The sequence below is a fragment of the Mesorhizobium sp. M0045 genome (assembly GCF_040323385.1).
In the GTDB taxonomy this organism is placed as follows: domain Bacteria; phylum Pseudomonadota; class Alphaproteobacteria; order Rhizobiales; family Rhizobiaceae; genus Mesorhizobium.
Genome location: NZ_JAMYUY010000022.1, coordinates 30,602 through 48,813, shown reverse-complemented (window position 1 = coordinate 48,813; position 18,212 = coordinate 30,602). Strand labels below are relative to the sequence as shown.

Sequence of the window (18,212 nt, the reverse complement as noted above, 5' to 3'; positions counted from 1 at the left end):
GTTATCCCCTCGCCGCCGGGTGCCTTACCTTAGCGCAGCGCCTTCTGCCCACCGGCGGCGGTGATGACGCCGACGATGATCAGCCCTGTCAGCACCAGGCGGACGCCGACGCTGACGCCGAACGTGTTGAGCATGGTCAACAGCAGCACGAGAAACAGCGCCGCGCCCCAGACCCCCGGCACATTGGCCTTGCCGCCAGCCACCGACGTGCCGCCGATGACGACGACCGCGATCGAGGCCAGCAGATACTCATTGCCGATATCGACATTGGCGCCGCGGAAATAGCCGGCGAGCAGTGCGCCGTCGAGGCCGCCGAGCGCGCCCGACAGCGTGTAGGTGAGGAAGCGGGTGCGGCCGACATTGACGCCGGCCAGCCAGGCGGCGCGGATGTTCTGGCCGATCGCCAGCACCGAGCGTCCGTAGATCATGCGCTGCAAAACGATGCCGGCGCCGATGGTGAACAGCACGGTGAGGATCGCCAGCACCGGGATGCCGAACACCTGCCAGTTGGTGAAGTCGGCAAAGCCCGGCGGCGGCTTGATCTGCAGGCCCCGCCCATAGCTGATATCGACCGACTGGATGACGAAGCTGGCCGACAGCGTCGCGATGATCGGCGGAATGCGCAGCGCCCATATCAGAAGGTAGTTGACGGCGCCGATCGCCATGCCGCAGGCAAGCGCGGCCAGCAGCCCGACCGCGATCATCGCATCATTGCCGTCCATGACCTTCATGGCGACGGCGCTGGCAAGGCCGATGTTGGCCGGCAGCGACAGGTCGACATTGCCCGGCCCGAGCGTGATGACGAACATCTGGCCGACGCCGACGATGACGGTGAAGACGGCGAGCGACAGCGCCGCCGTGATCATGCCGCCGCCGCCATAGCCGCCGGTGAAGGCGATGGTCGCCAGCCACACCAGCAGCGCCCCGAAGAATGACCAGATCCAGGGTCTGGCGAGCAGTGTCCGCAGCCAAGCCATGCTCACCTCTCCCTGCGGCTGATCAGCACCCGCGCTGCCAGCACGATGATCAGGATGGCGCCATTGGCGGCGACCTGCCAGTCGGGCGGAATGTGCATGAAGGTCAAGAGCGGCGATGCGGCCAGAGCCAGCGTCAGCGCGCCGATGACGGCGCCGATCGGCGACACCCGGCCGCCGACGAACTCGCCGCCGCCGAGGATGACACCGGCGATCGAAAGCAGCGTGTAGCCATTGCCGATATTGGCATCGGCCGAGGTGGTGATGCCGATCAGCGCCATGCCGGACAAAACGCCGAACAGGCCGGTCAGCGCAAACAGCGCTATCTTGGTGCGCAGCAGCGACCAGCCGGCGCGCTTGAGTGCGGCTGAATTGCCGCCCGATCCACGCAGGATGACGCCATAGGAGGTGCGCATCAGGCCAAAGTGGACGACGGCCGCGATCAGCAATGCCGCGATGATCGGGAACGGAATGAAGGGTGGCTTGAAGGCCATCAGCGCCAGCAGCCAGTCCGGCGCCTTGCCGCCGGGCTTGGGCAGGATGAGGATGGCCATGCCCTGCCAGACGAAACTCATGCCGAGCGTCACCACGATAGAGGGCAGGTTGCGCAGATGGATCAGCGCGCCGAGCAGCGCGTAGACGCCGATCGACCCGAGCAGGATGACGACGCCGAGCAGCGGCGCGTCCTTCAGCCACGTCGCCGTGACACAGCCGACGAAGCCGACAAAGGTGCCGATCGACAGATCGAGCTCATTGCCGGCGATGACGAACATCTGCGCGATCGTCGCCAGTGCGATCGGGATCGCCAGATTGAGCATCAGGCTGAAGCCGAAATAGCTGATGGCGCGCGGGTTGAGCCAGGCGATGGCGATGAGCACCAGCGCCAGCGACAGTGCCGGCAGCAGGCTGCGCAGCATACGCGCCCGCCTCGTGGCGCGAGCCGAAGATCTTAGCCCATTCTCGACAGATGCCGCTGTCATCTCAGGCCGCCTCGCCGAACGACGACTGGATGATTTTTTCCTCCGTCAGTTCGTCGCGACGGAGGTTGGCGACAATCCGGCCGTTCTTGAACACATAGATATGGTCGCAATTGTCGAGCTCTTCGGTTTCGGTGGTGTACCAGAGGAAAGTGCGGCCATGGCGAGCCTCTTCGCGCACCAGGTCGTAGACTTCGAGCTTGGTTCCGATGTCGACGCCGCGCATCGGATCGTCCATCAGCACGATCTTGGCGTCGGAGCCGAGCGCCCGCGCGAACAGCGCCTTCTGCTGGTTGCCGCCGGACAGCGAGAAGATGTTGTTGTTCATGTCAGGCGTGCGGATGCCGATTTTCCGCTGCCACAGCTCGGCGAGCTCGGCTTCCCGCTGCGGCGAGATCAAGAGGCCGTTGCGCAATCGCGCCAGCGAACGGATGCCGATGTTCTCGGCGATCGACCATTGCGGAAAAATCCCGTCCGACTGGCGGTCGCCGGCAACCAGCGCAACCGGCGCGGTGACCTCGATGCCGGTCCTGGCGCGGGAAGCCGCAGCAAAGATCGCCAGCAAAAGATCGGTCTGCCCATGCCCGGCAAGTCCGGCAAGTCCGATGATTTCACCGGCACGGGCGACGAGCTCGTTGCCGTCCTGCTGTCGCGCCGGCCGCGCCCGGACCCGCAGCGGACCGGGCTCCGGCTTGCCGCTCGCAATCTCTGCGGCGGCCTTCTCGCGTGCCGCAGCTCCGCCCATCGCCGTCACCAGCCTATCGCGGTCGAATTGATCGGCCTGCCCGGCGGCGACGACCTTGCCGTCGCGCATCACGACGATGCGGTCGGCATTTCCGAGCACTTCGCCAAGCACATGCGAGATCAGGATGCAGCTCTTGCCGGCGGCTACGAAGCGGCGCACGAACGCCAGCAGCTGGCCGGCGGTATGCGCATCGAGCGAGGATGTCGGCTCGTCGAGGATGACCAGTTCGAGCGGCTCCTGCGTGACCGTGAAGGCGCGCGCCACCTCCACCATTTGCCGGCTGGTGATGGAAAGATCACCGACGATGTCGGATGCCGAGATGCTGTGGCCGGGGAATATCTCGTCCAGCTTGGCGGCGATCAGATCGGCCGCCTTGCGCCGCCAGCCGAAGCCATTAAGCGACGCGTGGTTGATCCGCGTGTTCTCGGCGACGCTGAGGTTCGGGCAGAGCGATAGTTCCTGGAAAACACAACGGATGCCGAGCTGCTGTGCGCGCGGCACCGAATAACTTGCCTCGACACCGCCGCGGACCGCGATCTGCCCGCTGTCGGGGGCAAGCGTGCCCGCCACCATATGCATGAGCGTCGATTTTCCGGCGCCGTTATGGCCGACGAGACCGACGCATTCTCCGGCACGAACGCTGAAATCGACACCGGCGAGCGCCCTGACGGCGCCGAAATGTTTTTCGGCTCCGTCCAGTCTTATGATGTCCAAACTGACGGCGCCGAAAAGCTTTTCGGCGCCGTCCGGCATGATGATGTCTGCATTGGCCTCGGGCATCCCTCAACGATACCCGGTTACCGTGGCGGCAACAATAGTGCCATGCTCACTTGATGTTGGCCTTGATCGCGGCGATGGCGTCTTCCTGCGTGTATTCGTGGCTGGCGACACCGCCCTTCGGAATCTTCGGCAGCGCGGCCTCGAAATCATCCTGTGTGAAGGCAAGATAGGGAACCAGCAGGTCGTGCGGCACGTCGGTGCGGCCGTCGAGCACCTGCTGCGCCACCCAGAAGGCAAGCGTCGATACGCCGGGCGCGATCGATGCCGACCAGGTCTGATAACCGTCCTTTTCCTTCTGCTCCTTCCACCACTGCAATTCGTCCTGGCGATTGCCCATGATGATGGTCGGGCGCGGCTTGCCGGCAGCGGCGAAGGCCTGTGCCGCGCCATAGCCGTCACCGCCCTGGTCGACGACACCGACAACATCCGGCAGCGACGGCAGGATCGTCGCTACTGCCTTCTGTGCCGTGGTCTGGTCCCAGTCGCCGGTCACCGAGCCGACGATCTTGAACTCGGGATGGGCGGCGACGCCTTCGAGGATGCCGGCATGGATGGCATCGTCGATCGAGGTGCCGGCGAGCCCGCGGATTTCCAGGAGGTTGCCACCCTTGGGCTGGAATTTGGCCATCTGCTCGACTTCCTGCTTGCCCATGTCCTTGAAGTCGACGACGACGCGGTAGGCGCAGGGTTCGGTGACGATGCCGTCGAAGGAAACGACGACGATGCCGGCGTCGCAGGCCTGCTTGATGGCGCCGTTGAGCGCGTCCGGAGACGCCGCGTTGATCACGATCGCGTCATAGCCCTGCAGGATCAGGTTCTGCACTTGCGCTGCCTGCGTCGGCACTTCCTTGTCGGCCGTCGTGAAGACGTCCGCGGCGCCGACCACCTTGTCGGCAACCGCCTTCTTGGTGACGATGGCGTAGCTGTCCAGCATCGCCTGCCGCCACGAATTGCCGGCGTAATTGTTGGAGAAAGCGATCTTCTTGCCGCTGGTGTCGGCATGCGCGGTGCCTGCGGCGAGCATTGCCGCAAGGGCGCCCAAAACGAATATTTTCTTCATGTCATACTCCTCCCGTGAGTTGCTGTCTTACTGGTGGTTAATGGCTGGCTGGTGGATATTGGCTGATACGCTCACAATCTTGTTTTTTATCTATTATCAGACAAATGCAGATAGGCGACAAGCTGTCAACAGCAATCCATGGCCGGCAATCAACTTGCGGTGCAATCATTGAAACCGGTTCGACTCCTGGTCTAGGGATGGCGCTGGAGACCGATTGAATGGCAGCGAACCTTGCCCCGGGTGCACCCGGCATTCCGGCGCGCTGGACCTCGAGCGCCAAGAGCGGCGTCGGCACTGCGCTCTCGCCGGCCTGCCCGATCTGGTTCACCATCAGTCACGGTATTCTCAACGAGATCTACTATCCCCGCCTCGACAGCGCCTGCACCCGCGATCTGGGGCTGATCGTCACCGGACCCGACGGCTATTTCTCGGAAGAAAAGCGCGACGCCGAGCACAGAATCGAACCGCTCGAGGACGGGGTGCCTGCCTATCGGCTGGTCAACACCGCGGCCGATGGAAGCTACCGGATCCAAAAGCGGATCATTACGGATCCGGAACGTCCCGTCGTGCTGCAAGAGATCATTTTCACGCCGCTCAAAGGCGCGGCCGCCGGTTACCGCGTCTACGCGCTGCTGGCGCCGCACCTCGTCAACGCCGGCATGGGCAACACCGCCTGGATCGACGGCCATGAAGGACAGCCTGTCCTGTTTGCATCGGGACGCGGTGTCTGCCTGGCGCTCGCCTCGTCGCTGCCGTGGAAGGCGTGCTCGGCCGGCTATGTCGGCGCCTCCGACGGCTGGCAGCAGCTTCGTCAAGGCGGCCGGCTCGATCCGGCCTGCCGCAGGGCCGAGGATGGCAATGTCGCGCTGACCGGCGAGATCGGCTTTTCGGCCGCGAATCCAAAAATATTGCTGGCGCTCGGCTTCGGCACGACACCGCAACAGGCGGCGGAAACCGCTTTCGCCAGCCTGAGGCAAGGTTTTGAGCCCGCGGTCAGATCCTATGGTCAAAAATGGCGCCAATGGCAGGCCGGTTTGCTGCCGCTGGACCGGCAAGCGGCGTTCGGCCTCAATCCCTACCGCATCAGCACTGCGGTGCTGGCGGCACACCGCTCGTCGACCGGAGCAGCAGTCGCCAGCCTGTCGATCCCGTGGGGCTTCAACAAGGGCGACGACGATCTGGGCGGCTATCACCTGGTCTGGCCGCGCGATCTGGTCGAAACCGCCGGCGGTTTCCTCGCCGCCGGCGACCCGGCGGAAGCCTTGCGCATCCTTGGCTATCTGCGCTCGATCCAGCAGCCGGACGGGCATTGGCCGCAGAACGCCTGGCTCGACGGTTCGGCCTATTGGCCGGGCATCCAGATGGACGAATGCGCCTTTCCGCTGCTGCTCGCCGACGCGCTGCGCCGCGCCGGGCATTTGCCGCCTGCGGTACTCTCCTCCTTCATGCCGATGATCGAGCGCGCGGCCTCCTACGTCGTGCGCAACGGCCCCGTCACCGGCGAAGACCGCTGGGAAGAGGACGCCGGCTACAGCCCGTTCACGCTTGCCGTCGAGATCGCCGCATTGCTTGCGGCTGCGGACATGTTCGATGCCGCCGGCAAAACAGAGCCGGCAAACTACCTGCGCGAAACCGCCGATGTCTGGAACGATCAGATCGAGCGCTGGACCTACGTCGCCGGTAGCTCCTCGGGCGATGAAGCCGGCGTCGAGGGCTACTATGTCCGCATTGCGCCGCCCGACAAAGCCGGCGCGGCATCGCCGAAAGACGGCTACGTCCCGATCAAGAACCGCCCGCCGGCCGATACGGACCGGCCGGCCAAGGCGATCGTCAGCCCGGATGCCCTGGCCCTGGTCCGCTTCGGCCTGAGAGCCGCCGACGATCCGCGCATCCTCGACACGGTCAAGGTGATCGACGCGCAATTGCGTTGCGAGCTGCCGCAGGGGCCGCTCTGGTACCGCTACAACGGCGACGGCTATGGTGAGCATGCGGACGGCGCGCCCTTCGATGGAACCGGCCCGGGCCGGCCCGGGCCGCTGCTGGTCGGCGAGCGCGCGCATTACGAGCTGGCGGCGGGGCGCAAGGACAAAGCGGCAAGCCTGCTCGCGACGTTTGAGGGCTCCGCCGGGCCGGGCGGCCTGCTGCCGGAGCAAGTCTGGGATGGTCCAGACATGCCGGAGCGCGAATTGCGGCATGGCGGCCCCTCCGGCAGCGCCAAGCCGCTGGTTTGGGCGCATTCCGAGCACATCAAATTATTACGTTCGCTCCGCGACGGCGCCGTCTTCGATATGCCGCCACAAGGCGTCAAGCGCTATATCGAGGGCAGAGCGGTGTCGCGCCTCAGGGCATGGCGCTTCAACCACAAGATCCGTACCATCCCGGCAGGCAAGGCGCTGCGCATCGAAGTTCTGGCCCGGGCGGTGGTTCATTGGAGCAGCGACAATTGGGCAACCGTCCATGACACCGGGACCGCCGCGAACCTTTTCGGCATCCATTTCGCGGAGTTGCCGGTTGCCGACGCCGCTCCGGGCAATAGCATTGTCTTCACATTCTTCTGGTCCGATGCCGGCCGTTGGGAGAATGTCGACTTTTCCGTTGGTATCGACGATGCGTCACAGCCACTAGATCATCGATCCCTCAAGTAAGGCAGGACGAGACCATGCAGATAGGAATGATGGGACTGGGCAGGATGGGCGCCAACATGGTTCGGCGCCTGCTGCGCGATGGCCACGAATGCGTCGTCTACGACATCAACCCGGCAAGCGTCGCGGCGCTTGTGAGCGCCGGCGCGGTCGGAGCCGCCTCGATGGAGGACTTCGTCGGCAAGCTGACGAAGCCGCGCAGCGCCTGGCTGATGCTGCCGGCGGCGATCACCGGCCGGATCGTCGACCAGGTGGCCGCCCTGATGGAGCCCGGCGACATCATCATCGACGGCGGCAATTCCTATTATCATGAAGCCGTCGACCACGCCGCGCGCCTGGCCTTGAAAGGCTTGAGCTATGTCGATGTCGGCACCAGCGGCGGCGTCTGGGGCCTCGAGCGCGGCTACTGCCTGATGATCGGCGGCCCTGACACCGCGGTCCAGCATCTCGATCCGATCTTCGCCACGCTGGCGCCCGGCGCCGACGCCGCTTCGCCCGCCCCTGGCAAGGACGCCGGAACCGCTCCCTTCGGCTATCTGCATTGCGGGCCGAGCGGCGCCGGCCATTTCGTCAAGATGGTCCATAACGGCATCGAATATGGTGTCATGGCCGCCTATGCCGAGGGCATGAACATCCTGAAGTCGGCGAATGCCGGCAAACGGCAGCGCACCGCCGACGCGGAAACCAGCCCGCTGGAAAACCCGCAATATTACCAGTTCGACATCGACATCGCCGAAGTGGCCGAGGTCTGGCGGCATGGCAGCGTCATCGGCTCGTGGCTGCTCGACCTGACGGCAGGCGTGTTGAAGGCCGATTCGGCGCTGACGCAGTTCGGCGGGCGCGTCTCGGATTCCGGCGAAGGCCGCTGGACGCTGAAGGCGGCGATCGACACCGGCGTGCCGGCGCCGGTGCTGTCGTCGGCGCTGTTCGACAGGTTCTCCTCGCAAGGCGAGTCCGAATTTGCCGACAAGCTTCTGTCCGCCATGCGCTATGCCTTTGGCGGTCATGTCGAAAAACCCAAGGCCGGCTCGTGACGGGCGACAGGGAGGCACGCCCATGAGCCAGGAACGGTCCGACACGCTGGTGCTTTTCGGCGCCACCGGCGATCTCGCCCACAAGAAGATCTTTCCAGCCCTCTACGCCATGGTGGCCAAGGGAACGCTGAACGAGCCGGTGATCGGCGTCGCCTTCGATCCCTGGGACCTCGCCAAGCTGCAGGCGCGCGCCCGCGACGGTATCGTCAATGCCATCGGCAGCATCGACGAGAAGATCTTCGCCAGGCTTGCCTCGCTGCTTCGCTATGTCAGCGGCGACTACCGGGCGCCTGCGACCTTCGAGAAGCTGAAGACCGCGCTGGGCAGCGCTGAGCGGCCGCTGCACTATCTGGCGGTGCCGCCGGCCATGTTCGAGGTCGTCGTCCAGGGGCTGGAGCAGTCGGGCGCCGCCCAGGGCGCGCGCCTGATGGTCGAAAAGCCGTTCGGCCACGATCTGCAATCGGCGCGCTGGCTGAACCGGGTACTGCATCTGGTCTTCGACGAGAAGTCGATCTTCCGCATCGACCATTATCTCGGCAAGGAGGCGATCCAGAACCTGCTCTATTTCCGCTTCGCCAATTCCTTCCTCGAGCCGATCTGGAACCGCAACTTCGTCGAGAGCGTGCAGATCACCATGGCCGAGGATTTCGGTGTCGAGGGCCGCGGCCGCTTCTATGACGAGGTCGGCTGCATCCGCGACGTCATCGAAAACCACCTGCTCAACATCCTCTTGCTGCTCGCCATGGAGCCGCCGGTCGGCCGTTCGGCCGACGATCTGATCGACGAGAAGGTGCAGGTGCTGCGGGCGATCCGGACGCTGACCAGGGACGATGTCGTGCGCGGCCAGTTCGACGGCTATCTCAACGAGCCGGGCGTGGCGCCGAACTCGCCGGTCGAGACCTTCGCGGCGGTGCGCTTTTTCGTCGATACCTGGCGCTGGCAGGATGTGCCGTTCTTCATCCGCGCCGGCAAATCCCTGCCGGTGCACGCCACCGAGGTCATCGTGCGGCTGAAGCGGCCGCCGCTCGACGTCTTCGATCCAATCAAACCCGGCGAATGCAATCACGTGCGCTTCCGCATCGATCCGCAAGTGGCGATCTCGATCGGAGCCCGGCGCAAGGCACCCGGCGACGACATGGTCGGCGAACAGGTCGAGCTCACCGCGCTCGACGATTCGAAGGGCGACATGCCGCCTTACGAGCGGTTGATCGGCGACGCCATGAACGGCAACGGCCAGCTGTTCACCCGCCAGGACGCCAGCGAGCTCGCCTGGCGCATCGTCGGCCCGGTGCTCGGCGACACCACGCCACCCCCTGTCTACGCGCCAAAGACGTGGGGGCCGGCCGAAGCCATGGCTGGATTCGGGCCGCCGAACGGCTGGATCAATCCAGCGAAATGATTTCTGGGAGGCGAAAGCGATGGCCAAAGCGGTGAAGCCACCGGCACCCGACGCCGAACAGATCGTGCTTGCGATCGACATCGGCGGCTCGCACGTCAAGATCCGCACCAGCGCCGGCGCAGAGGAGCGCAAGACCGCTTCCGGACCGGAGCTGACGCCGCAGCAGATGGTCGCTGCGGTGAAGACGCTCGCCGAAGGGCTGCACTACGATGTCGTCTCGATGGGCTATCCGGGTCCCGTGCACCACAACCGGCCTTTGACCGAACCGGCAAATCTCGGCAAGGGCTGGGTCGGCTGCGATTTCGCCGCTGAATTCGGCAAGCCGGTGAAGGTCGTCAACGATGCGCTGATGCAGGCCGTCGGCAGTTATGAAGGCGGCCGCATGCTGTTCCTTGGCCTCGGCACCGGCCTGGGGGCCGCGATGATCGTCGATAACGTCGCCCAGCCGATGGAGCTTGCCCATCTTCCCTACAAGAAGCGCGGCAGTTTCGAAGACTATGTCGGCGAACGCGGGCTGCAAAAGCGCGGCAAGAAGAAATGGCGCAAATACGTCTTCGACGTCGTCGACCGGCTTCGCACCGCCATGCAGCCGGATTACGTGGTCATCGGCGGCGGCAATGTCGATGAACTCACCGACTTGCCCGCCGATTGCAGACGCGGCGACAACACACGCGCCTTCGAAGGCGGATTTCGACTGTGGCGCGACAAATCCCTGATTATCTGATATTGCTGATTGTCTGATATTATCGAGCACCGGCTCAGGGTTGTTAATCCCGCGCTGCCGTTAGTATTATTATTCAAAATAATGTGTGACGTGGCGCGGCGTCATTGCATTGCGCAGATTTGCCGACTAGGAATTTCTGCGACCCCCACGGACGGAGAGATAGATTGACCGACGACAACAACAACGCTCGCAAAGACATCGACCTGCTCGAGCTGACCGCCCATATCGTCTCCGCATATGTCGAGAAGAACCGCTTGCCGGCTTCCGGCCTCGGCGATCTCATCGCCAGCGTCAGCGCTTCCATAGGTGGGCTGGGGCAACCGGCAGTGCCGGTCGCCGCGCCGCTGACGCCTGCCGTCAATCCCAAGAAATCGGTGACGCCGGACTACATCATCTGTCTCGAGGACGGCAAGAAGTTCAAATCCTTGAAGCGCCATATCGGCGTTCATTTCGGGCTGACGCCAGACGCCTACCGCGCCAAATGGGGCCTGCCGTCGGACTACCCGATGGTCGCTCCCAACTACGCGGCCTCGCGTTCGCAGCTGGCCAAGGCGATCGGCCTCGGCCGCAAAGCCGCCCCGCCCGCGCCCGTCAAGAGCCGGGGCAGGAAGGCCAAAGCGACGGCTTGATACCAAGGCGAGAGCAGGTTTGATCCTTCAGCGATACCACGTGGGCAGGCGTGGGAGCGCGCTTCGTTATCCCCAGCGAAGCGAAGTCGTGGAAACCTTGGTATCCATGCTGCGACTTTCTCCGCGTGGCGAAGGTGCGGAATTTTTTGGTACCAGAGGGACAGCGCCCCCCTCTGTCCTGCCGGACATCTCCCCCTCTAGTGGGGAGATTGGCTACCTCGCCAGTCGTCTCTTTAAACGCAGGAATCGCCTTTGACGCTGGAGATTGGCGAAAGCCGTCGGGACGTCCAATCTCCCCCCTTGAGGGGGAGATGTCCGGCAGGACAGAGGGGGCGCGAAGGAACTCGACCTGTGCGCCAAATAACCTCTCCACCTCCGCCGAGCGCGTTTGCCATATGCAATTAGCATGGTAGCCCGAAATTCCTTGATCCAGGCCGGATTTTTGCGCGCGCCTCCGGCCAAACTGCGTTAAAGGCTTTTTTGGCCGGACCAGCGCCCATCGTGGAAGTGCCCCGCCGGCCGACATCGCCGCCACGGGGCCTTATTCCATGACCGCAGAATCCCAAGTACCATCCGACCAGCGCTATGCCGCCTTTCGCCACCGGCCGTTCCTGAGCTATTGGGCGGCGCGCTTCCTCTCGACATTCTCCACCCAGATCGTGTCGGTCGCCGTCGGCTGGCAGATCTACGATCTGACCCGCGACCCGTTCGACCTCGGCCTTGTCGGCATCGTCCAGTTCCTGCCTTCGCTGCTGCTGGTGCTGGTCACCGGCGACGTTGCCGATCGTTTCGGTCGCCGGCTGATCATGGCGCTGGCGGTGCTGGTCGAGGCGGGCTGCGCCTTGGCCCTCCTGCTGCTGACGCTGCGCGGCCTCTCCGGGCCGATGCCGGTCTTCATCGTGCTCGCCATGTTCGGCATTGCGCGCGCCTTCTTCGGGCCGGCCTCGTCATCGCTGTTCGCCAATCTGGTGCCGCCTGAGGATTTCGCCAACGCCATCGCCTGGAACTCGTCCGCCTGGCAGACGGCAACCATCGTCGGGCCGGTCGCCGGCGGCCTGCTCTACGGGCTTTCGGCCGAAGCTGCCTACACCACAGCGGCCGTGCTGATGCTCATTGCCGCCGTGCTGATCTTCACCATCCCGAAGCCTGCCCAGCGCAGCAGGACCGACAGGCCGACGGTACAGACCCTGTTCGCCGGCTTCGGCTACATCTGGAGCGAAAAGATCGTGCTCGGCGCGATTTCGCTCGACCTGTTCGCGGTGCTCCTGTCCGGCGCCTCGGCGCTGCTGCCGGTCTACGCGCGCGATATCCTCGAACTCGGCCCGTGGGGGCTCGGCCTGTTGCGCTCGGCGCCCGGCGTGGGCGCCATCTGCGTCGCCATCTGGCTGGCCGGACACCCGATCCGCAACCATGCCGGCCTTGTCATGCTCGGCTTCGTTGCGCTGTTCGGCGCGTTCACTGTCCTGTTCGGCCTCTCGACCATCACCTGGCTGTCGATCGCTGCTCTCGCCTTGCTTGGCGCCACCGACATGTTCAGCGTCTATATCCGCGAGACGCTGATCCAGCTGTGGACGCCGGACGACGTTCGCGGCCGTGTCAACGCCGTCAACCAGGTGTTTGTCGGCGCCTCCAATGAGCTCGGCGAATTCCGCGCCGGCACCATGGCCGCGCTGATCGGCACGGTTCCGGCCGTGGTGGTCGGCGGTGTCGGGGCGATCGCTGTCGCCGGGCTATGGGCGGTGCTGTTCCCGCAGCTGCGCAAGGTGCGTCATCTCAGGGGGCGAAACTGATTACCGCGGCGCCGGCTTGCCGAAAATCATCGGCAGGAACTCGCCGAGCCAGCGCTTGAGGTGCATGTCCCAGATCAGCCGGCCGCCGAGATGGTCGCGGCCGGGCTGCGCGCCGGGCAATTCGAAGCGGTGCGCGCCGCGCACCACCCAGCGCTGCATCATCGCCCGGGTCAATTCGCCATGGAACTGGATGCCCCAGGCATTGTCGCCATAGCGGAAGGCCTGGTTGGGATAGGTTTCGGCCGTCGCCAAAGCGTCGCGTCCTTCGGCAGCGAAAAGCCCTCGCGATGGAATTGATAGACCATCTCCGGCCAATGCATCAGCCTGCTGCCCGCTTCGGTCGCCTTAAGCGGATACCAGCCGATTTCGACGAGGCCCTCGCCGTGGCCCTCGACCCTGCCGCCAAGATGCTTGACCAGCATTTGCGCGCCGAGGCAGATGCCAAGCAGCGGCCGGTTCTCGCTGAGCGGAATTTTAAGCCAGTCGGTCTCGCGGCGGACGAACTCGTCGCCGTCATTGGCGCTCATCGGGCCGCCAAACACCACTGCGCCGGCATGGCCATCCAGCGTCTGCGGCAAGGCCTCGCCGAGCGGCGGTCGGCGGATGTCGAGGTCGAAGCCTTCCTCGATAAGCATATGGCCGACCCGTCCGGGGCTCGAATGCTCCTGATGCAGCACGATCAGGATCTTTGGTCTCGGGCTTGGCTTGGGCGGCATTGGAAGGCTGGACCCTGTCTATTCGTCGCTTGACGTTCCGGCAGCACCAGGAGCCGCGGCGGCCGCCTTGAGGCGCGCCTCGACACGGTCGCGACGTTCGACGCCGATCAGCTCGGCGACCCGCCAGACGGTATTGTCCTCGAGTTCGTGCAGCTCGCCATCGGCATAGACGATCTCCCACATCAGGCCGATGAAGGCCTTTCGCGCCTCGGCGTCGAGATGGCGCTTGAGCACGCTGGTGAAGGCGTAGAGGTCGATCGCCTCATTGTCGGCCCGCTCGCCGGCAGCCGCCAAAGCGTCGAGTTCGTCGCCGCTGATCGAGTAGCTTTCCGCCAGCACCTTCTTGAACCGTTCCCATTCGGTATCCTGGCGCACCCCGTCGGCGTTCATCACGTGGAAAAGCAGGGCGGACGCGGCAACGCGCGGATCGTCGGCGCTGGGGCTGACGCCACCACCGGACGGCAGATCCCTTAGAAACGACAAAACGCGTTCGAACATCAAATCATTCCCAATAAGCCCAGGGTCCACTCGACCCTGATCAGAACAAACGAAACCGGCGCGTCGATTTGTCCGCCGCGTCGTCGGGATCGACGCCGGGATCGTCAGGCAGCCGCGTCAGCTCCTGCGCCGGCTCGACGGCTTCGGCATCTTCCGGCACTTGGGCAAACGCCGCCGGGGTGATTGGTGTCACATGATCCTCGGCGGCACGGTTTTCGGTCCTCACTTCGGTCGCTGTGCCCGATGTCTCGGCAGCAACGGCTGTGTGCTCGATCGCCTCGGCTGTTTCCTGTACCGGTTTGGCTGGAGCCGCGATGGCCGGCATCGGTCCCTCCGGAGTCTCTTCATGGCTGTCGATCAACTGGCCGAGCCGCTCCATCGGCGCCCGCCATTCGAATGCGTCGAGCCTGCCGGTGATCGGCGATACCGGAGCCCAGCGTTCGGAGACGACGCCGTCGGCGACCCAGGCCGGGTCGCGAGGCGCTCTCACCGCCTTCGACAGCAACTGCCGCACCTTGCCCTGGTCGCCGCTCTCGGCCTCCTCGATGTCGGCCAGCAGCAGATAGGCGCCTTCGCGGCGATCCATGCGGATGGCGGCTTCCGCCTCGCGGCGGGCGGTTGCAAAATCCTGCGCATCGAGCGCGGCGCGCCCCACGGCCAGCGAGGACTCGGCATGATTCTTCTTCAGCTCCTGCAGCTTCTTTGCCCGGTTCAGCCGGTCGAGCACGGCATCGCCCGGCCTTGCATGGACATAGAGCTCCGCGATCTCCGGGTGCGGCTCGGCCTTCCACGCCGCCTCGAGGATTTTCGAGCCTTTGCGCACGTCGTTCTGCCGAAACAGCAATTTCGCCGCGACGACCGCCGCCGGTGCGAAATCCGGCCGCAGCCGGTTGGCTTCGAGCGCCGCCGCCCTTGCAGCATTGGCATCGCTGTCGATCAGCGCCTGCGCCTTGGCGGTCAGCAGCACGGCGCGACGCCGGTTGGCCGCATCGCGCTCGATCTGCCGGGTCGACTTCTGGGCATCGACCAGTTTCAGCGCGCCATCCCAGTCGCCACGCCCGGTCAGGTCTTCCAACGTCGATTCGGCCGCCCAGGCCAGTTGCGGCGCCACCGCCGCGGCCCGGCCGGCATAGTGGCGGGCCGCGTTGCGGTCGCCGAGCCGCTCGGCCTCGAGATAAAGCCCGCGCAGGCCGAGCAGCCGCATTTCGGGATCGTCGAGCATGGCCTCGAATTTTTCACGGGCGCCTTCATGGTCGCCTTCAAGGAGCGAGGCCTGCGCGTCGAGCAGCTGGATCAGCGGCTCCTGGTCGGAGCGGATCAGCTTTGCCGCTTCCTTGGTCTTCTTGCGGGCGAGCGCGCCGTCACCGGCGCCAGCGGCGATCATCCCGGTCGACAGCGCCTGATAGCCGCGGTCGCGGCGACGCACGCGGAAATAGCGCGAGATCGTATAGGGACTGTTCCACAGCGCCTTGACCAGCCACCAGACGATCATCACCGCGGCAACCACGGCCACGACCGCCACCGCCGCGACCATCAGGCTGACCTGGTATTGATAGCCGTTGAAGGTAACGAGCATTTCACCCGGCCGGTCGGCCAGCCAGGCGAAGCCGAGCCCGAGCGCAAAGACGACGGCAAGGAAGGCGAGGATGCGGATCATTGGGTTCCTCACGCCTTCATCGCGCCGGCGATGAGCGAATCGATCTGTGTCTCGACCTCCATCCGCGCTTTCAGTTTCCCGGCAAAGTCGGCGCCGGCGGCCTTGGCCGCCTCGGGCAGGGCTTCGTATTCACTGAGCGCCTTGGCGTAGTCACCCTGATTGACCGCGACCTCCATACGGGCAACGGTTTCCGGGACGCCGGTGCCTTCGACGGCGCCGATCGGCCTGACCTTGACCAGCGATTCGGCGCTCGACAGCAGCTTTTGCAGGATGCCGGCATTCTGGTCGACAGGCGTCGCGGCAGCGAGCATGGCGTTGGCGGCGGCGTCCGCTTCGGCGGCAATCTCGGCCCGCGTCGGCACCCCCTTTTCGGCATAGGCGCGCAGCGTCGCGATCTCGGGCGCATCCGGTGAGATCGCGGCAAAGGTTTCGAGTTCGGCTGCGAACGGCGCACCTCGGTCGAGCGCTGCCTTGAGCGCCGAGGCGGCAATGGCCAGCGCGATCTTCGGCTGCGAAGCCTGTGCATCGACCTTGCCCGAGAGCTGGGAAACCGACTGTTCCAGGGCCGCAAGCCGGCCTTCCTGCGCCTTTGCCGTTTCGCCGGCTGACTTCACCAAGGCGTCGAGCGCGGCCAGCCTTTCGTTGAGCGGGCCGAGATCGACCGGCACCGTGCCGCCGGCCTTGCCGAGGGCCGCGACCGCCTGCTCGATCTGCCGGACCTTGTCGCCAAGTGCCGCCAGCCCGGCATTGTCGCCGGCGCCGCCTTGTTCGACGGCCGACTTCAACGCCGCGACGTCCGCCCTGACCTGGTCCAACGCCGACGACAGCCCGTCCACCTTGGCCGAGGCGTCATTGTTGGCGTCGGCCTGTCTGAGGTCCGCGACCTCGCGTTTCAGCGAAACGATCTCGCCATTGACCGCGTCGAACGACACGCCGCCCGATCCCGGCGCACCGAGCAGGCCAGCAAATTGCAGCCCGCCGGCGGCGGCGAGCGCGATGACGCCGCCGACAATACCGGCGGCGATGCCGCTGATGCCGCTCCGCTTCGGCTGCGCTGCCATATGGTCGTCCCTCGCCTCAGCTGTCTTCTCGCCGGAGCCTGGGATCCCCGGTTCGTTGGCCCCGGTTGGGCTGGATGCATCTTCGAAACTGTAGTCGGAAGCCGTGGAGCGCCCGGCCGGCGCATCCGAACCGGCGGGATAAGAGGTTTCCGTTTCCCTGGTAGGATCGGCGCCGGCGTCCGCCGGCTCTTGCGTGCCGGCCGGCGCGGCTGCGTCGCCATGTTCCCACGGCTCGAGATCGGTCTGGTCGGCATGCACCGGCTCTTCAGGCGGCTCGGGCCGCGAGGCGTTCGCCGCTTCCTCGGCTTTCGCCTCGTCGGTTTGCGCCCCCGCTGACTCTGCACTGTCTGGCTGCTGTTTGCCGGCTTCCTGTTCGGCGGCGACTCGCGAGACGGCGCCGGGCTCGAGCTCGATGGTCACCGGCTCACGGCGGCTCTTGGAATGCCGCATCTTCGGCGTCTTGACCATGCTCGGGCTCCGCAAAATTCGCTTCGGATGGTTTGAAGGGTCTAGCACATCACCAAGCGGTGAAAAGGGGCGGCGTGATGACGCCACGGCTTTGGAATTCAGTTTTGGCAAAACGCCGCAGCGATTTTGGGACACGGCATGCGGGACCAGAAATGAAAAACCCGCCTCGGCGGCGGGTCGTTGGCGCGAATCAGCACCTAAGTGATTTTCTAGCATAGCTGCCGGCACAAAGCAAGAACAAAATGTGCCCGAGCGCAATCGCCTCAGCTTGGTGCTGCCCGCGAAGCTGCGGAATAGTGAGGATGCCAGCAGGAGGTATGCCAACGTCCGGAACAGGCGGATGCCGGTCAGCGCGACGCCTGCAAAAGCCCCAGCAAGGCATCCTCGCTGGGCTCAGGCGCAATCCGGATCCCGGCGACATCGCCCAAGGCCCCGGCAATGCGCCCCGACAAAGCGAAAAAGCGCGTGTCCTGAAAAAGGCCACGCAGCGCCGGCCGGCTAGCCAGGGCCTGCATCGCCGTGGCCGTCTTGGCCGAATAGAGCAGCACCGCCTCGACCGGCCGGGCGGACAGGCGCGCAAGAACGGCCTCGTCGGAATAATCCAGCGCAAAAGTGTCGTAGGTCTCGACGGCGCGGACATGAACGCCCGACGCAAACAGCCGCTCCTCGAAGTCCGGAAAGCGCACCCGCCCGCAGAGATAGACGATGGTCTGCCCAGCGTAACCGCCAGCGAGCGCATCGGCCAGCGCCTTGGCATTGCCCGGGCCTTCGCCGACAGACAGAAACCCGGCCCTGCGGGCGGCTTCCGCCGTCTTCTTGCCGACAGCCTGGCACGGCAAGCGCGCGAGCGCGGTAATGACCTCTTTCGGCGCATGGCGAACCGCATTGGCGCTGGTGACCGCGACCGCCGCGGCGGCGTCAGCCAGCGCGCCTGCTTCGACCGGCAGCGCCGCCGTTTCGGTCAGCGGCAGCAGGATCGGCTGAAAGCCGGCATCCGCGAGCCGGCGCGCCGTGCGCGAGGCGCCCGGTTCGGGCCTCGTCACCAGGACGCGGAGCAT

Annotated in this window: 14 protein-coding genes and 1 pseudogene; 6 read left to right on the top strand and 9 right to left on the bottom strand. The window is 65.3% G+C overall.

The window, feature by feature from the left end; all coding sequences use genetic code 11:
• Nucleotides 1-29: 29 nt before the first annotated feature.
• The 4 genes from NKJ72_RS26035 to NKJ72_RS26020 all read right to left on the bottom strand — a co-directional run bounded on the left by NKJ72_RS26035 (nucleotide 30) and on the right by NKJ72_RS26020 (nucleotide 4,536).
• Nucleotides 30-977 (bottom strand): ABC transporter permease, encoded by a 948-nt coding sequence (locus NKJ72_RS26035; RefSeq protein ID WP_352480004.1) that lies wholly within the window; start codon nucleotides 975-977, stop codon nucleotides 30-32.
• A 2-nt stretch (nucleotides 978-979) separates the two neighbouring features.
• Nucleotides 980-1,954, bottom strand: a complete 975-nt coding sequence (locus tag NKJ72_RS26030) for an ABC transporter permease (RefSeq protein WP_352480003.1) — start codon at nucleotides 1,952-1,954, stop codon at nucleotides 980-982.
• Nucleotide 1,955: 1 nt separating this feature from the next.
• The gene (locus NKJ72_RS26025) at nucleotides 1,956-3,449 is read right to left on the bottom strand and encodes a sugar ABC transporter ATP-binding protein (RefSeq protein ID WP_352480036.1); all 1,494 of its coding nucleotides are present in this window, start codon (nucleotides 3,447-3,449) and stop codon (nucleotides 1,956-1,958) included.
• A gap of 73 nt (nucleotides 3,450-3,522) precedes the next feature.
• The gene (locus NKJ72_RS26020; protein WP_352480002.1) at nucleotides 3,523-4,536 is read right to left on the bottom strand and encodes an ABC transporter substrate-binding protein; all 1,014 of its coding nucleotides are present in this window, start codon (nucleotides 4,534-4,536) and stop codon (nucleotides 3,523-3,525) included.
• Between the two features lie 218 nt (nucleotides 4,537-4,754).
• Here NKJ72_RS26020 and NKJ72_RS26015 point away from each other — a divergent pair, with 218 nt between their 5' ends.
• The 6 genes from NKJ72_RS26015 (at nucleotide 4,755) to NKJ72_RS25990 (ending at nucleotide 12,754) form a co-directional block, all read left to right on the top strand.
• Nucleotides 4,755-7,181, top strand: coding sequence for a glucan 1,4-alpha-glucosidase (locus NKJ72_RS26015; RefSeq protein WP_352480001.1), 2,427 nt, complete (start codon nucleotides 4,755-4,757; stop codon nucleotides 7,179-7,181).
• A gap of 14 nt (nucleotides 7,182-7,195) precedes the next feature.
• Nucleotides 7,196-8,212, top strand: a complete 1,017-nt coding sequence (gene gnd / locus NKJ72_RS26010) for a phosphogluconate dehydrogenase (NAD(+)-dependent, decarboxylating) (RefSeq protein ID WP_352480000.1) — start codon at nucleotides 7,196-7,198, stop codon at nucleotides 8,210-8,212.
• A gap of 22 nt (nucleotides 8,213-8,234) precedes the next feature.
• Entirely contained in the window at nucleotides 8,235-9,611 is a 1,377-nt protein-coding gene (zwf, locus tag NKJ72_RS26005; RefSeq protein ID WP_352479999.1) for a glucose-6-phosphate dehydrogenase, read from the top strand.
• 19 nt (nucleotides 9,612-9,630) lie between these two features.
• Nucleotides 9,631-10,335 carry an ROK family protein gene (locus NKJ72_RS26000; protein WP_352479998.1) on the top strand — a complete coding sequence of 235 codons (705 nt, stop codon included), beginning with the start codon at nucleotides 9,631-9,633 and terminating at the stop codon, nucleotides 10,333-10,335.
• A 164-nt stretch (nucleotides 10,336-10,499) separates the two neighbouring features.
• Nucleotides 10,500-10,964, top strand: coding sequence for a Ros/MucR family transcriptional regulator (locus tag NKJ72_RS25995; protein ID WP_352479997.1), 465 nt, complete (start codon nucleotides 10,500-10,502; stop codon nucleotides 10,962-10,964).
• Nucleotides 10,965-11,512: 548 nt separating this feature from the next.
• Nucleotides 11,513-12,754 (top strand): MFS transporter, encoded by a 1,242-nt coding sequence (locus NKJ72_RS25990; RefSeq protein WP_352479996.1) that lies wholly within the window; start codon nucleotides 11,513-11,515, stop codon nucleotides 12,752-12,754.
• Here the strand turns inward: NKJ72_RS25990 and NKJ72_RS25985 are convergent.
• From NKJ72_RS25985 to NKJ72_RS25965, 5 genes and pseudogenes are all read right to left on the bottom strand, one after another.
• Nucleotides 12,755-13,470: pseudogene (locus tag NKJ72_RS25985) on the bottom strand (glutamine amidotransferase).
• An 18-nt stretch (nucleotides 13,471-13,488) separates the two neighbouring features.
• Nucleotides 13,489-13,968: a tellurite resistance TerB family protein gene (locus NKJ72_RS25980; protein ID WP_352479995.1), complete on the bottom strand. Its 480-nt coding sequence runs from the start codon at nucleotides 13,966-13,968 to the stop codon at nucleotides 13,489-13,491.
• A 40-nt stretch (nucleotides 13,969-14,008) separates the two neighbouring features.
• Nucleotides 14,009-15,625: a heme biosynthesis protein HemY gene (locus NKJ72_RS25975; protein ID WP_352479994.1), complete on the bottom strand. Its 1,617-nt coding sequence runs from the start codon at nucleotides 15,623-15,625 to the stop codon at nucleotides 14,009-14,011.
• Between the two features lie 8 nt (nucleotides 15,626-15,633).
• On the bottom strand, nucleotides 15,634-17,154 hold the full coding sequence (locus tag NKJ72_RS25970; RefSeq protein WP_352479993.1) for a COG4223 family protein: 1,521 nt from the start codon (nucleotides 17,152-17,154) through the stop codon (nucleotides 15,634-15,636).
• A 347-nt stretch (nucleotides 17,155-17,501) separates the two neighbouring features.
• Nucleotides 17,502-18,212 (bottom strand): uroporphyrinogen-III synthase, encoded by a 711-nt coding sequence (locus tag NKJ72_RS25965; protein WP_352479992.1) that lies wholly within the window; start codon nucleotides 18,210-18,212, stop codon nucleotides 17,502-17,504.

Bases quoted from the DNA above. Each gene is read 5' to 3' on its own strand.
- NKJ72_RS26035 (WP_352480004.1), bottom strand. From the start codon at position 977: ATGGCTTGGCTGCGGACACTGCTCGCCAGACCCTGGATCTGGTCATTC.
- NKJ72_RS26030 (WP_352480003.1), bottom strand. From the start codon at position 1,954: ATGACAGCGGCATCTGTCGAGAATGGGCTAAGATCTTCGGCTCGCGCC.
- NKJ72_RS26025 (WP_352480036.1), bottom strand. From the start codon at position 3,449: ATGCCGGACGGCGCCGAAAAGCTTTTCGGCGCCGTCAGTTTGGACATC.
- NKJ72_RS26020 (WP_352480002.1), bottom strand. From the start codon at position 4,536: ATGAAGAAAATATTCGTTTTGGGCGCCCTTGCGGCAATGCTCGCCGCA.
- NKJ72_RS26015 (WP_352480001.1), top strand. From the start codon at position 4,755: ATGGCAGCGAACCTTGCCCCGGGTGCACCCGGCATTCCGGCGCGCTGG.
- gnd (WP_352480000.1), top strand. From the start codon at position 7,196: ATGCAGATAGGAATGATGGGACTGGGCAGGATGGGCGCCAACATGGTT.
- zwf (WP_352479999.1), top strand. From the start codon at position 8,235: ATGAGCCAGGAACGGTCCGACACGCTGGTGCTTTTCGGCGCCACCGGC.
- NKJ72_RS26000 (WP_352479998.1), top strand. From the start codon at position 9,631: ATGGCCAAAGCGGTGAAGCCACCGGCACCCGACGCCGAACAGATCGTG.
- NKJ72_RS25990 (WP_352479996.1), top strand. From the start codon at position 11,513: ATGACCGCAGAATCCCAAGTACCATCCGACCAGCGCTATGCCGCCTTT.
- NKJ72_RS25980 (WP_352479995.1), bottom strand. From the start codon at position 13,968: ATGTTCGAACGCGTTTTGTCGTTTCTAAGGGATCTGCCGTCCGGTGGT.
- NKJ72_RS25975 (WP_352479994.1), bottom strand. From the start codon at position 15,625: ATGATCCGCATCCTCGCCTTCCTTGCCGTCGTCTTTGCGCTCGGGCTC.
- NKJ72_RS25970 (WP_352479993.1), bottom strand. From the start codon at position 17,154: ATGGTCAAGACGCCGAAGATGCGGCATTCCAAGAGCCGCCGTGAGCCG.
- NKJ72_RS25965 (WP_352479992.1), bottom strand. From the start codon at position 18,212: ATGCTCCGCGTCCTGGTGACGAGGCCCGAACCGGGCGCCTCGCGCACG.